The organism is Microcoleus sp. OTE_8_concoct_300 (genome assembly GCF_031383065.1).
In the GTDB taxonomy this organism is placed as follows: Bacteria; Cyanobacteriota; Cyanobacteriia; order Cyanobacteriales; family Microcoleaceae; genus Microcoleus.
The window spans coordinates 1-13,959 of record NZ_JANMZH010000593.1 but is presented as its reverse complement, the minus strand read 5'-3'; the positions used below and the strand labels follow the sequence as shown (position 1 = coordinate 13,959).

The window sequence follows — 13,959 nt, the reverse complement described above, 5'->3', positions numbered from 1 at the left end:
GGGACTCCAATCGCCCACTTCTGCAAATCCCAGCCGGTACAAAGTGAGTATGGTTTCCCGGACACCCTTGGGCGAACCGACAACCGTTAACAGCACCACTTCCTGTTCGCATACTGCTGCGGAGTCGTCATTTGGCCGATCCTCTTCGAGGGCTTCGCTAACGGATTTGTTGTCGTCAGGCACAAATTCCTGTGACATAATATGTTCTCCTGGTTTTGGGTTTTCTAGAAAAACCCAAAAACCCAGCCGCCCCGCTATTCAACACATAGCAGGGCGGCTACAGAGGATGTTAAGATACTCTGTTAGCCTCCAGACTGCTAGTTCCAGTTTGGCGGTTAGCTGTCCATTGCTGCGACCAACAGCTTTGGGCAGTGCAACTAGATTTTTGGGCGACGCGGGCTGCCTCCTCTACAAGCAAGCAACCTCTCACTTCCAAGCGTAGCCGCATAGGGGGCCAGCCGTCAACCGATTTTAGATTTTAGATTTTGGATCTTAGATTTTGGATTTACTCGTTACCAGCGTCAGCGGCCCGAAACCAGTTAGTTGGGCCGAAATGCTAAATTAAAAGTAATGTTGCTTTAGTACAACCATGTCCAAACGACTCACCATTGCCCAAGCACAGCAGCAGCTTCCAAACCTACCCCAAGAACTTCTCAATGAGCCTATCATCATCACTCAAGATGGCGTTCCCGTTATGGCTGCAATGAGCTACACGCATTTGACTGAACTGTTAGAAACCTTAGATATTCTTACCGATACAGAATTCGTTACCAAATTGCGCCAAAGCATCACCCAAGCACGCCAAGGCGAAACTATTTCCTGGGAAAATGCCAAAGCAAAATTGGGACTATGAATCACGAAGAAAATGCGATCGAATATGAGATCCAGCTTACCCCATTGGCACTGGAAATGTTGGAGGCAGTCAAAGATCGACGAGAACAGGAAAAATTGCGCGATCGCATTGATAAACTAAAAGTTGAACCACAAAAGCAAGGCAAAGCCCTTGTAGATAACCTATCAGGATTTCGCAGCATCCGAGCTGTTGGACAGCGCTATCGTATAGTTTATCAAGTCGAACAAGATCGAGTTCTAGTTGTTGTCGTGGGATTAGGGAGACGTAAAGATGGTGACAAAAAAGACATTTACACCATCTTAGAAAAACTGTTAGAGCCGTGATTGTAACTTCTTATATCCGGCGTATTTAAGCCGAATAAATATCATTTGTATGGACACAACACTGTTGTGTCCTTTGCCTGCGGTAATCTCACTCCTCGCTAACAGCCAAACCAGAAACCACAGGGGCGATCGCATTTAACTTCAACACAGGGTGTTCCCCTTCCACCTGTCGGCAATTCCAGTCATTTCTAAACAGCAAAACAGGCCTTCCCCAAGTATCTTTCACCGTCACCGTATTAAACAGCCGTCCAACTTTTTCCAGCGCATCCCAACCGCCGTCAACCCAACGAGCTACACTGTAAGGCAACATATCGATCGTCGTTTCCACATTATATTCCGACTGCATTCTGAACTGTACCACCTCAAATTGCAACTGTCCGACAGCCGCCAAAATTGGCTCGCGTTTCGACTCATCAACCGAGTACATAATTTGCACAGCGCCTTCTTCCTGCAACTCCGAAACGCCCTTGCGGAACTGCTTAAACTTAGAAGGATTGGGATTTCTCAAAAAAGCAAAAAGTTCCGGAGAAAAACAGGGAATCCCTTCATATTCCAGTTTTTGCCCAGTGTAAATAGTATCGCCGATCGCAAATACCCCCGGATTGTTCAAACCGATCACATCGCCCGGATAAGCAACCTCGATCGACTCCCGATCCTGAGCAAATAACTTTTGAGGCCTTGACAAACGCACCGTTTTACCACTGCGAGCGTGAGTCACGTTCATGTCCTTTTCAAACTTGCCCGTACAAACCCGAATAAACGCCACCCGATCGCGATGTCTCGGGTCCATATTCGCTTGCAATTTAAACACAAACCCCGTAAAATCTTCATAAGTTGGGGGCAAATCTCCGGCGCTGCTCTTGCGGGCGATCGGCTTCATAGCGTAATCTAAAAACGCCTCTAAAAACAGTTCTACCCCAAAATTGCTCATAGCGCTGCCAAAGAAAACAGGCGTCATTTTGCCAGCCCGAACCAAGTCTAAATCGAGTTCAGTTCCCAACTCATCCAGCAGTTCTAACTCTTCCTTGAGCTGATAGTAAAGGTCTTGTTCCAACAAATCTTCAATCCGCGGATCGCCCAATTCGACGACAGTATCAACAGCAGCGCGAGAACCGTGTTTAGTCCGCTCGAATAAGTGAATTTTGCGCTTTCTGCGATCGAAAACACCTTTAAAGCGATCGCCCGTACCTATCGGCCAATTTACCGGATAAGTCTGCAACCCCAATTCCTTCTCAATTTCGTCCAACAAATCCAAAGGTTCTCTGCTAGGGCGATCGAGCTTATTAAAGAAAGTAAAAATAGGCAAACTTCGCAGCTTACAAACTTCAAATAACTTGCGAGTTTGCGGTTCCAAACCCTTAGCAGCATCCTCAAGCATCACCGCATTGTCAGCCGCCGCCAGAGTGCGATAAGTATCTTCGCTAAAATCTTGGTGTCCCGGAGTATCGAGCAGATTAATGTGATAATTTTGATACTCAAACTGCAAAACAGTAGAAGTAATAGAAATTCCCCGCTGCTGTTCCATCGCCATCCAGTCAGAGGTAGCGTGTCGCTGAGCCCGCCGCGCTTTCACAGAACCTGCTTCGTGAATTGCACCTCCGTACAGCAGCAGCTTCTCTGTCAAAGTAGTTTTACCCGCGTCGGGGTGCGAGATAATAGCAAAGTTGCGCCGGCGCTCAACAGCAGTTAGCAGTTCAGTTTCGAGTTCTGTTGTCATCACAAATTAGGTAGGGGAATCATCACCCGATCGCCATTATAGCCTGTGCTACAGTTGCTATTAAAGGTAAAATTATCACTAAAGTCAAGGAAGAAAAATAATATGTACGACTCTGACAAACGCAAGCTGCTATCACTGGTGTGCCACGGGGCGATTTTTTTCAGCACGTTACTGTTCTCGATCGGAGCGCCGATCGCTGTATTGTTAGTATCAGATGACCCCGTTGTCAAAGAAAACGCCACAGAAGCCATCAATTTTCACCTTAATGTATGGGTTTACAGCGCCGTAATTGTGGCTTTAACTGTCGTCACTTTCGGTCTGGCTGGCTTTATTTTAGTGCCACTAGGTTATCTGCTACACTGGGGACTGACAATAATGGCTATCCTCCACGTTTTGCAAAATCCTAACCTACCTTACCGCTACCCTTTTATTTTCCGAATAGTTTAGACAGCAAATCGCGCTTCACCATCGATTTCAACAACCCGATTTCTTCAAGAAGAAACCGGGTTTTTAATTGTCTGATAACTCACTAAAAAGTTCTTAAACAAGACTGCAAAAGTCATAAACTATCTTGAAAAGGATCTGCGTCCATCTGTGTTTATCTGCTTTTCATCTGCGGTCGATCTATCAAAGATTTATGCAATGCAAGTCTATTGTAGGGTGTCCAATTGCCACCCTACAGAAGATAAATTGTGCTCAATTGCCGATCGACTAAAACACAATTACCAATTCCCAACCTTCATCGCATCTCAGCAACTCTAGCAGTCTCTGTCGGCGGCATAAGCGCATCTTTAGCATTCAACTTTTGATTCAACTCGCGAATCCGGCGCGACAGCAAGCGAATAATATTAACAGCAATTCCCGGCGTTTCATCAATCGCATCGTAGAGCTGCATTTGAGTCAACATCAAACACTCGGATTGTTCGATAGTAGAAATAGAAGCCGATCGAGGTTCAGCATCAAACAGCGACATTTCCCCGAAACAAGCCCCCGCTTTCAACTGTGCCAAATCGCGATCGCCTATATGCACCCGCACCGTTCCCGATACCAAAATATAGAGCGATCGACCTTCTTGTCCTTCCGTAAAAATCCTGTGCTTAGAAGGAAACGAAAGTTCATCCATTACCGATGCTAGACGCACGAGAAAATCATCCCGCAGTTCCTTAAAAATCGGAACCTCCCTGACAAACAATAGGCGTTCGACGCTGGTTAACATAATGCAATGCAGTGATTAATTTAAATTTAAACAAAGGAAGAGGAATTGGGCATTGGGCATTGGGCATTGGGCATTGGGCATAGTTTCTTTTTATTTCCTCTTCCCGACATCCGTTACATCCGTTACATCCGTTACAGAATCCCTTGCCGAACTTCCTTCTTCCTTCTTTACCTTTTTCCCCCAGCACCCAACTCGGCCATCATCTCTTCAACTTGAGCTGATACCAAATTATCGGGGTCATTTTGCAGCCTCGGCAACAATTCGACCAAAGCCCGGGGGGAGGCTATTTTCAAATAGGCTAACACTGCTTCGCGGACAAAACCCGTCGGGTGTTGCAGACAGACAAGAGTTTGTTGAGCCGTAAGGCTCCAGCGCGCTTCCCTCGCCAAGTGAAAGCAGCACGCCAAAGCCCAATCCGAAAGGAAGTGGCGCAATTCTAGCAAGCGACGCAAGCGATCGCTAGGGGCTAGAGGTTTGTAAACCATCAATTCCGAGAGGTTGCTCAATTTTTCTCTTTCCGAGTGCTGATCCAACAAATTGATCAGCGATCGCTTGCTAGCTATATCCACAGTATTGTCGAGAATTTCCAACCCCCTAGCAACCAAAGAAGGTTGGGCAGAAGCGAGGTTAAAAGCAGCCGCTTGTACTGTATCCAGCGGATAAAGAAACTTCATCAGCAAAAAACACCGCTCCTTAGCATCAGCTTCCAACCCCGCCAGAGCCCGCTGCAACAATTGAGCCGTATCGTTCCCAGGTTCCCGGGTGCTGTTGGCTTCCCGATCCGAGAAATTGCCGTAGCTTGTTACACCAGACAAATCTACCAGAGCTGCATAAATTTGACCGATAAACATTAACTCCTGTTCGATGAGAGTTTCCAAGCCGCTGCGGCCGATGCGGTCTAGAACCCCTTCTATCCCCGCTTCTGAGGGCATTTTCAAGAGTATACGCAGGATATTGCGCCTGGTAGTTCCCCAAGCCGTCATCAAATTGCTGACCAAAATGTCGATCGCCTCCACAGTCCCAATTTGACCCAGAGCCGTCCAAGCTTGCAACCTGACCAAATCCGACTTGTGGATATCCTCAGCCAAATACACGAGCAAAGGAATGGCGTCATTGTGAAGTTTGACTATAGCCTGCAAAGCCGCGTCCCTAGTCGATTTGTAACCGAGTCCGCGCAGCAGCGAAGGATAATATTCTTCCGAATGAGTAGACGAAATCACGTCTAACAGAGCGCAGCGCACTCGCAGAGATTCATCTTGCAACAGATTGGGGATGTACAGCCGCAGTCCTTGCAAATAATCAGCCTCTCCCAGAGCCCGCGTCCCCATAACACGTTCCCGCTCTTGCTTGTGGGTCAGCATTTGCCGCAGCGTGTTAGTAGCCTCTGCCTTTTGCTGGCGATCGCCCCTTCTCAAAATTAAAGCAGCCGCCGTACCCCGCACCACCGGATCGACGCTCGGCTGCAAGTAAGGCCGCAAGCTTTCGATATTCGGTTCAGCTTCCGTCAGCCAGATGTAGCGCAAAGCCAAGGCCAGCACCTCCGGCGGCAAGGATTGCTGCGAAAGTGTGCGGACAGCTTGTAAATATTCGGGGTTAGGGTGTTGCAGCATTGTTTCCAAGCTCTGGCGCTGCAAAACAGGGGACAGCGAATCGAGGAGGGGAGCCAGAACATCACCGACATTTTTGGGGTCAATTTGCGTCAGGAGTTCGATGCAAGAGCGCTTTTCCTCTTCGCCCCCCGGCTGTTCTAGAGTTTCCACCACTGCGCGCTTGAGAGCTTTGAGGTCAACGTCTGTGACGCCCAAGCGCCCCCGTTCCGCACTTTTGACCAACAGCCCCACGTATTGAGAGCGGATCAGCCAGACCACAAACACCCACAGCAGCGCCAAAAGTACGATCGCGCCAATAAATATCAAGCTTTGCTGGTCGTGAAATGCCTTTTCGTTTTGCTGGGGGAGTATCTTGCCTGTCACCCACAGCATAATCAGGATGCCGACTCCTGTAGCTCCGCAGGACAAAGGTTCGCCCACACCGTTGACCAGAGTTTGAATGCCCGATCGAATATTGTCGGGAATCGGTTGAAATAAAACCGGGCTAACGGTTTCCAACAGCGTGTAGTGCAGCAGTTCGTCTAAGAATCTCAGCAATATCAGCCCGATGAACACAGATACTAGCTGGCCCAGGGATGCTCCTATGGTCAGCACCCCCAGTATCGCGATGCCCGCCGGCAAAATCATCGCCGTCACGAATACACCGATTCTTTCCACCAACCGGCTCGAAGCGAACCACTGAGTCGCCACTTGAAACAGGCCTTGTATGCCTTCGTAAATGCCCAGGAAGCTAGCGATCCAGCTAGCTCCGTCCCCCGGGTTTTGGTATTCTAGCTGGCTGTAGAATTGGAAATCTACCAGAACGTAGACGACTTCTGCGAGGATGAAGAAACTGACTAGAGGTACGGCGTATTTTTGGAGCGGACCTGTAACTTTGCGGGCGGTAAATTCTTCTTGGTCGTCTTCGTCGTCATCCGTCCAGTGAGCCGTTTCCGGGAATGCTTGGCTGTATTTTTCCGTGAGATAGTACAGCAACACCGAGCCTATCGCCACCATCAACCCCGATATGAGGGTAACGTTTTTGAGTCCGACTACGTGCAGCAAAACAGGCAGAGAAAATCCGCTGACTACTCCAGCGACTAGATAGCCGCTGCTGACTAGCGGATAGGTGCGCTTGATTTCTCTAATATTAAACAGTTGGTTGGAAGTGATGGAAGTGTTGAGGTCGTTCAGGACATAGCAAGCTTCCACCCACAGCCACATCAAAAAAATAGTAATAAAAGCAATGCTGATGCCAGCTATCTTAGTATTTTCGTAGCCGATGCCGAATCGAAACAAAAATAGCGGTACCGACATCATTCCCAGAACAACTACGACGGTGCGCCTCAGCGGCAGGATTTTTTGCAGCCACGAGTAGACAAATCCCAAGCCTGAACCGATAAAGGCGCTGGCTATGTAGATAAAAGGCATTTTGTCGGCACCGTACTCGTCTAGGAACAGACCTACCGTGCTCAGTTCCAGCCAGATCAGCCCGACGGAGGTTAGAGTGTAGACGAGGAACATCAGTACGGTTCGCTCTACTTCTTCCGATCGCAGGTTGAGCGAGCGCAGCACTTTTTGTCCGGCTCCCGCCCAAGCGCTGATTTGAAAATTTTCCATTGCTTAAGAGTGCGTTGATATCCCGATGTGTGGTAGCGTGTCACCGAGTTCCGGCATCCAGGGGAGCGATCGCCAGTCGGTCTATTTTAGATTTTAGATTTTAGATTTTAGATTTACTCCACAGACTAATCTGGGAGATCGAACTAGGGTCTAAAATTTTTTGCCCTCCACGACAGGAGTCGGAAACTTCTATCCGTTTTTGGGCCTGGTCATTAGTCTACCGTCACCAGTCTATTACTATTGACTGATGACTGATGACTAATGAGTATCTATTTATACTTTCTTGGGCGACAGCAGCATCATCATACTGCGTCCTTCTTTTTTCGGGGCTTGCTGCACTTCTGCTATTTCCTGCAAATCTGTGGCCATGCGCTTAAGCAAGTCCTCTGCTAGGTTACTGTGTTGGATTTCCCGACCTCTGAACATGATCGTGGCTTTTACTTTGTCCCCAGATTTGATAAAGCGGTCTGCTAGTTTGAGGCGCACTTGGTAGTCGTGTTCTTCAATTTTGTAGCGCATCTTCACTTCCTTCACGTCGGCAGTGTGCTGCTTCCGCTTGGCTTCTCGCGCTTTCTTTTCCTGCTCGAATTTGTACTTCCCATAGTCCATGACCCGGCATACGGGCGGGTCAGCTTTGTCGCTGACAAGTACGAGATCGAGTTCTTTTTCCTCTGCCAGGCGCAGCGCTTCTGCGGGCGTCAATATCCCTAGTTGCGCGCCGTCGGTATCGATCACCCGGATTTTGGGGTATCGAATGTTTTCGTTGATCTGGGGTAGGTTGCGATTTTGTCTTCTTTCAATCACAGGCATGAATGGTTTTACAAGCAGTAGTTTAATAGCGAAGCTTCTTGATAGTTACAGGTTCTCGCGGCCAATATTTCACGATTGACGATCGAACTGTGTTGTAAGGTATTACCCTTACCGGACGTACTACCGCGCCCTGTGTGCCCTCCGCGATCGCGTTGGGGAATATTTGGACGATCGTAAATGAATTCTTACAATACTTGCTATTCTACTCAGTCTGGCTGAGTTTCTGCCTAGTTTTATTGTAACTTCACACACGATCGCCCGCCCACTTGTCCGATTTATGACAAAACCGTCAAAAATTCAGCGTCAAAGGTTAAGGATGAGGTAAAACGGCTTTTAGGTTCCCGATCTCGCCCGGTCTGGCAAGTCCCCCAAGTCGCCGGAAAAGCCTTGTAGAATAGGTATAAGCAAGTGTAAATTTATGTTGCGAGCTGAGGCAAAATTGACAAATTCTCTGCTGTGGCACCAACGGGTGGGAACTCAACGAGACTGGGTGTGGCGGGGTTGGCAAACTCGCTACAGTTTTTTGCGGCCGACTTTGGGGCGAAATCCAGGCGCGCTCGAATCTGAAGATTCTGCGGCCGCCGGAATTGCCCCGCGTGCATCGGGAACGCCGATTATTTTACTGCACGGCTTTGGAGCTTCGATCGGTCACTGGCGACAAAATCTCGCCCAACTCGCCGAAAACCAAACGGTTTACGCCTTGGATTTATTGGGGTTTGGCGCTTCCCAAAAAGCTCCGGTCAACTACTCTGTGTCTTTGTGGGTTGATCAAGTTTATGATTTTTGGCTGACTTTTATCAGAGAGCCAGTAATATTGGCAGGAAACTCGATCGGCTCGCTGATTTGTCTGGCCGTCGCCGCGACTCACCCGGATATGGTGGCAGGCACAGTGATGATTAGCCTCCCAGACCCTTCTGTGCGAGCCGAGGCGGTGCCCGGATGGCTGCTCCCGGCGATCGAAGCTGTCGAAAGTTTGTTTGTTTCCCCGATGATACTCAGACCTCTGTTTTATTTTGCCCGCAAGCCGGACTTTGTCCGCCGCTGGGTTTCCTTTGCCTACGCCAACCCCGAAGCTGTTACCGACGAATTAGTGGAAATTCTAGCAGGACCAGCAGGCGATCGGGGAGCCGCCCGCGCCTTCTGCGCTTTATTTAAAGCTGTAGGCAGCTCACAATTTAGCCCCAGTGTCAAGACTGTGCTGCGAAATTTAAGAATCCCGATGCTGTTAATTTGGGGCAAACAAGACCGGATGATTCCCCCTAGGTTCGCCCGACCCCACCAATTTGTCGAATGCAATCCCAATTATGTAGAGCTAGTTGAATTAGACAATGCCGGCCACTGTCCCCAGGATGAATGCCCCGAACAAGTAAATCAAGCAATTTTGAACTGGATGAGCCGGAATTTTGCACCTATGGGCGAGAGCCAATTGCAGCGCTGTTGATTAGATACGGGGCGGTACGTTCCTAATGGACAAAAATAACTTGCGGGTATCTATCCCGCTCAAAAATAAAGTGGTTAGAACTCGATCGCACTCGGTGGTATGGTATAGCAGATTTTGAAGCAAGAAAGAAGAAGGAAGACCTCCGTTGCAAGGGACCGTTTATGTTTCAGCAATTAAGAACCTCCTCACCGTCAGGTGCCGTTGCTATATTACAAAACTTCCCTCACAGCGTCGAGTCAGTCGATTTGAGATTTGAGATTTGAGATTGACACGACGGACAGCGAGTTGAGGATAGAACTAACCTCAACAACTTTTTGGCTAAAGGCGAATCCTCACACAAAGCAAGTTTCCGTCTTTCTGTCAGGTGATTTATCTACTTTTTTTATGGTCGCTTTTTTCAGAAATTCAGAGATTGACACAATCGCCAAGATAGTGTATCTTCTCTAACTGGTAGTATATATATAAGTCATGCAGTTAGTGGAAAGGCAGATCATCAAACCAAATGACAGGTTTTATCCAGAAGCCGATCGATTGTTTTTGCTGTCCAAAAAACTTGACAACTGCCAGAACTATATCTACTGTCAAAACTTTTTCTCCCGTCAACCAACCAATGCTCTGGCTGCCGAACGTGCACTCAAAAAGAGTGTTAATGACAAAGCATTGCCCGCCAAATTAACACACAACACTCTCCGGTTACTGCAGACAGCATGGACTAGCTATCATAGTGTCACCTTGGCGGGATCCGTCGATCGCGCCCAACGAAGTTTCAAGCAGCACGGAAAATCCCTGACTATAAAAAGTCAAGAAAAAAAAGAGAGAAGGGGCGCTATGTAGTTGTACTTAACTGTCAAAGTCTCAGCAACAAGGCTTTTCCAAAAGAATATGCTAGTTGGTGTCGGACTAACTTTGACTGCCTTCAAAAGTCGCATCAATCTTGGAAATCCGGATTGTTCCCAAGGTAGGTTGTTAAGTTGTTGGGGTGGTTTATGAAAAGTTAGAATAAAACGCAAATGTAAAGCGGATTATAACCCTTGCCGTAACGAGCTTCGCCAATATTAAAGAGCTATGAAACCCCTCCCCTGAAGCTCCATAAAATTCTACGTTCTAACTTGTACCTTCTAGCTTCAAGAGACGCCTTGTTTCTAGTTCCTAAAAATAAATACCTTCCCTTGTACCAGCAATCTTTGAGTCACCTTATAACCGATCGCCCCCAAGTATACGGGAAAGTTCAAAAATGCCTGATTCTGGCATTTCGGAGCCTGTTAACGCATAAAAAAGTCAAATTAGCCAACAACTGACGGCCGCCGTGCCCCCGGTCTGCTGGCGGCTAACTGCTGAAAGCCTTCCGAGCAAGCAGCGCCCTCCCAGCTTTTGGCAGTAACGCAAACGAGGAAAAAACTGTCGTGAAATTCCACTGGCTACTACCGAGTTTCTTAAGTGTATTTTTGCTCGCCGGAACCGCCGAAGCAGCTAGACTGCAATCTTGGCGGTTTGATGCTTCAGAGAACCGGCTCTACATTACAACAGACGGGGGAGTACAACCCAAGGCTCAACTGATTTTCAACCCGACGCGGTTGGTGATTGACTTGCCGGGGACGAGTCTGGGCCGTCCCTCGGTCAGCAAACCGCTCTCAGGGGCGATCGAATCGGTGCGGGTAGGGCAGTTTGACGCCGATACGACCAGAATTGTGGTCGAGATCAGAGACGGGTTTACTCTAGACCCCCAGCAAGTAAAATTCCGGGGGATTTCTCCCAGCGAGTGGACAGTGGATTTGCCAACGCCGGTGCGGGCAGGAAATCAAAATCCGATTTCAGAGCCAGGGGGAGAAAGGTTATCGGTTGAACCTTCAGCACCCATCGCCCAGTCGGCCGGGGCGACTGTAGTTCAGAACGTTCAGGTGACGGCGGACGGTTTTTTAGTCCGCACCCAGGGCGGCCGCCCCCAAATTAATTTTGAACAAAGTCGGGCCGGGGACATCGCTACCCTCGATATTGAAGGAGCTACTTTAGCGCCCGGCCTCTCCAGCCAACAGCCTCAAACCAACGGCAAGCACGGGGTTGACAAGATTGAAGTCCGGCAACTGCCAACAGACCCGCCCGTTACCCGCGTGACTTTGCGGATGAAGAGTTCTAATACTCAGTGGCGGGCGTCTGTAAGCAATTTGGGCGGGGTTATGCTCTTGCCCCAGGGCGCCCGGCAGCCAGCAAGCGGCCGCCCCCAACCTGTAGCTGTTCCTCAGAGACAAGCTCAAGGAAATTTAGCAAAAGTTCAGTCAATTGATTTAAGCAGTAACGGCACGCAACTGTTGGTGAGAACTGACCGCCAAGTCTCCTATAGCAGCGGGTGGGACCAGGGGTCGAGAGCTTACTGGATCAGAATCGCCTCTAGTTCCCTGGCGGGGCAAATTCCTCAGCTCGATGCCAACAGTCCTGTCTCGTTTACTGCCAGCCAAGAAGACGCGGAGACTGTGGTGATTTGGGTACAGCCGCGATCGGGGGTACAGGTAGGCAGGGTGACGAGGCCGAGCCCGCAGTTGCTGTCTTTGCAGTTGCTATCCAATGCTAGCGCGCAGCCGCCTTTGAGTCGCACTCCCAGGAGCCTGCAGCCTTTGCCGAGCAACACTGTCGGTACCGGCGATTTGCCCCCGGTTTCTAACCGCCGCGCTGTGGTAACGATCGATCCGGGCCACGGCGGCCGCGATCCGGGGGCAGTCGGGATTCAGGGCATTCAGGAGAAGGAAATTGTTTTGGATATCTCGTTGCAGGTGGCGAAGCTGCTGGAACAGCAGGGGGTGCAGGTGGTGATGACTCGGACTGACGACAGGGAAATCGACCTGGAACCCAGAGTTTCTTTGGCAGAACGCGTGAATTCTAGTTTATTTGTCAGCATTCACGCTAATGCAATTAATATGAGTCGGCCGGATATTAGCGGGATTGAGACTTATTATTTCAATAACGGCGAAGATTTGGCGCGGGTGATTCACGCCAGTATTTTGCAGGGGACGGGGGCGACTGACCGCCGGGTGCGGCAGGCGAGATTTTATGTTTTGAGGAAGACTTCTATGCCTTCTGTTTTGCTGGAGGTGGGTTTTGTCACGGGTGCTGAGGATGCTGCTAGGCTTTCTGACCCAGCTTACCGCAGTCAAATGGCGGCTTCGATCGCTCGCGGCATTTTAGTTTATCTTCAACAAAGATAATATATTGCCGAAGGGATTGGTAATTGGTAATTGGTAATTGGTAATTTTCCCGTCAAACTAATGACTGATGACTGATGACTAATGACTGATGCCTGCTGACTATTGACAACTGACTATTGACAATTAACAAATGACAACAGACTCTGGACAAAAAAGAATCGGTATTTTTGACAGCGGCGTGGGCGGTTTGACTGTTTTGACCCAGTTGTACCGACAATTGCCCAACGAATCGATACTTTATTTTGGAGATACGGCGAGGCTGCCTTACGGCACTCGCGCGCCGTCGGAAATTGTGCAGTTTGTGCGCGAAATTATGGTCTGGCTGGTGGAACAGGATGTGAAAATGGTGATTATGGCCTGCAACACCAGTTCTGCTTTGGCGATGGAGATGGTGCAGGCTGAGTTTGATATTCCGGTGTTGGGAGTAATTCTGCCGGGGGCGCAGGCTGCGGTGCAGCAAGGCAAGCGGATCGGGGTCATCGCAACTCCTGCTACGGCTGCTAGCAATGCTTATCGAAATGCGATTTTGGAAATGGACGATTCTTGCCTGGTGTGGCAGGTTAGCTGTCCGGCTTTTGTGCCGCTGGTCGAGCAAAACCGGATTTACGACCCTTACACTTGTGAGGTGGCTCGGGAATATTTGGCTCCTTTGATTCAGCAGCGCATCGATACGCTGATTTACGGCTGCACTCATTATCCGTTGTTGGCTCCTGTGCTGCGCTCGCTTTTGCCCGCTGGCGTGACATTGATCGATCCTGCGGTGCGAGTGGTGGCAGCAGCAGCCAGAGAGTTGGAGCTTTTGGGGCTGCGGAATGCTGGTACTGCGCTGCCGACTCGTTTTTGCGTGAGCGGCCAGGAGCAGCAGTTTGCGGACTTGTCGGTGCAGTGGCTCGGTTGTACTCCTGCTGTTGAGAAAATATCCCTGCCGACAGTTGTACGATCGCCCGTATCCCTGCAATCTGGCGAATAAGCCGGAAAATTTTCGGGCTTGAAAAATCGAACAACTCTTACCCCCCAAAACCCCAGGCGCTACCGGGATTTGGGGGGTTGAGTTTTTGTCGGGTAAGGAGGAACACGTCGCCGCGTCCTCCTCCCCTAAGAACCGGACTTGACAGTTTCCCATCATCCGGCTCAAGCCTCCAAAACCTCAGAGCGTTTGCCTGTATGTATGTGCTTGTGACAGGCTTTGTGAA

General features: G+C 49.4%; 14 protein-coding genes. 8 read left to right on the top strand and 6 right to left on the bottom strand.

The window, feature by feature from the left end; all coding sequences use genetic code 11:
- On the bottom strand, window positions 1-198 hold a 198-nt coding region (locus ACUVJL_RS27520; protein ID WP_445248752.1), incomplete at its 3' end, for a hypothetical protein.
- A gap of 88 nt (window positions 199-286) precedes the next feature.
- Between ACUVJL_RS27520 and ACUVJL_RS27515 the strand changes: the two genes are divergently transcribed.
- From ACUVJL_RS27515 to ACUVJL_RS27505, 3 genes are all read left to right on the top strand, one after another.
- Window positions 287-442: a hypothetical protein gene (locus tag ACUVJL_RS27515; RefSeq protein WP_445248751.1), complete on the top strand. Its 156-nt coding sequence runs from the start codon at window positions 287-289 to the stop codon at window positions 440-442.
- Between the two features lie 147 nt (window positions 443-589).
- A complete protein-coding gene (locus ACUVJL_RS27510) occupies window positions 590-853 on the top strand; it encodes a type II toxin-antitoxin system Phd/YefM family antitoxin (protein ID WP_445248750.1) in 264 nt (87 codons plus the stop codon).
- Window positions 850-1,176 (top strand): type II toxin-antitoxin system RelE family toxin, encoded by a 327-nt coding sequence (locus tag ACUVJL_RS27505; protein WP_445248749.1) that lies wholly within the window; start codon window positions 850-852, stop codon window positions 1,174-1,176. The genes ACUVJL_RS27510 and ACUVJL_RS27505 overlap by 4 nt, the downstream gene beginning before the upstream one ends.
- 88 nt (window positions 1,177-1,264) lie before the next feature.
- On the opposite strand, the gene prfC is transcribed toward ACUVJL_RS27505, so the two are convergent.
- Window positions 1,265-2,893, bottom strand: coding sequence for a peptide chain release factor 3 (gene prfC / locus ACUVJL_RS27500; RefSeq protein ID WP_445248748.1), 1,629 nt, complete (start codon window positions 2,891-2,893; stop codon window positions 1,265-1,267).
- 102 nt (window positions 2,894-2,995) lie between these two features.
- On the opposite strand from prfC, the gene ACUVJL_RS27495 reads away from it, so the two are divergent.
- Window positions 2,996-3,340, top strand: a complete 345-nt coding sequence (locus ACUVJL_RS27495) for a DUF4870 domain-containing protein (protein ID WP_445248747.1) — start codon at window positions 2,996-2,998, stop codon at window positions 3,338-3,340.
- 292 nt (window positions 3,341-3,632) lie between these two features.
- On the opposite strand, the gene ACUVJL_RS27490 is transcribed toward ACUVJL_RS27495, so the two are convergent.
- The 3 genes from ACUVJL_RS27490 to infC all read right to left on the bottom strand — a co-directional run bounded on the left by ACUVJL_RS27490 (window position 3,633) and on the right by infC (window position 8,128).
- Entirely contained in the window at window positions 3,633-4,109 is a 477-nt protein-coding gene (locus tag ACUVJL_RS27490; protein ID WP_445248746.1) for a Crp/Fnr family transcriptional regulator, read from the bottom strand.
- 167 nt (window positions 4,110-4,276) lie between these two features.
- The gene (locus ACUVJL_RS27485; RefSeq protein ID WP_445248745.1) at window positions 4,277-7,318 is read right to left on the bottom strand and encodes a HEAT repeat domain-containing protein; all 3,042 of its coding nucleotides are present in this window, start codon (window positions 7,316-7,318) and stop codon (window positions 4,277-4,279) included.
- Window positions 7,319-7,591: 273 nt separating this feature from the next.
- Window positions 7,592-8,128: a translation initiation factor IF-3 gene (infC, locus tag ACUVJL_RS27480; RefSeq protein WP_006635262.1), complete on the bottom strand. Its 537-nt coding sequence runs from the start codon at window positions 8,126-8,128 to the stop codon at window positions 7,592-7,594.
- A 418-nt stretch (window positions 8,129-8,546) separates the two neighbouring features.
- On the opposite strand from infC, the gene ACUVJL_RS27475 reads away from it, so the two are divergent.
- The 4 genes from ACUVJL_RS27475 to murI all read left to right on the top strand — a co-directional run bounded on the left by ACUVJL_RS27475 (window position 8,547) and on the right by murI (window position 13,736).
- Window positions 8,547-9,569 (top strand): alpha/beta fold hydrolase, encoded by a 1,023-nt coding sequence (locus ACUVJL_RS27475; RefSeq protein WP_445248744.1) that lies wholly within the window; start codon window positions 8,547-8,549, stop codon window positions 9,567-9,569.
- Between the two features lie 468 nt (window positions 9,570-10,037).
- Entirely contained in the window at window positions 10,038-10,403 is a 366-nt protein-coding gene (locus ACUVJL_RS27470; RefSeq protein ID WP_445248743.1) for a hypothetical protein, read from the top strand.
- A 569-nt stretch (window positions 10,404-10,972) separates the two neighbouring features.
- On the top strand, window positions 10,973-12,766 hold the full coding sequence (locus ACUVJL_RS27465; RefSeq protein ID WP_445248742.1) for an N-acetylmuramoyl-L-alanine amidase: 1,794 nt from the start codon (window positions 10,973-10,975) through the stop codon (window positions 12,764-12,766).
- Window positions 12,767-12,896: 130 nt separating this feature from the next.
- Complete coding sequence (gene murI / locus ACUVJL_RS27460) at window positions 12,897-13,736, top strand: glutamate racemase (RefSeq protein WP_445248741.1); 840 nt, start codon at window positions 12,897-12,899, stop codon at window positions 13,734-13,736.
- A gap of 37 nt (window positions 13,737-13,773) precedes the next feature.
- Here the strand turns inward: murI and ACUVJL_RS27455 are convergent.
- A partial coding sequence (locus tag ACUVJL_RS27455) for a hypothetical protein (protein ID WP_445248740.1) occupies window positions 13,774-13,959 on the bottom strand: 186 nt, incomplete at its 5' end.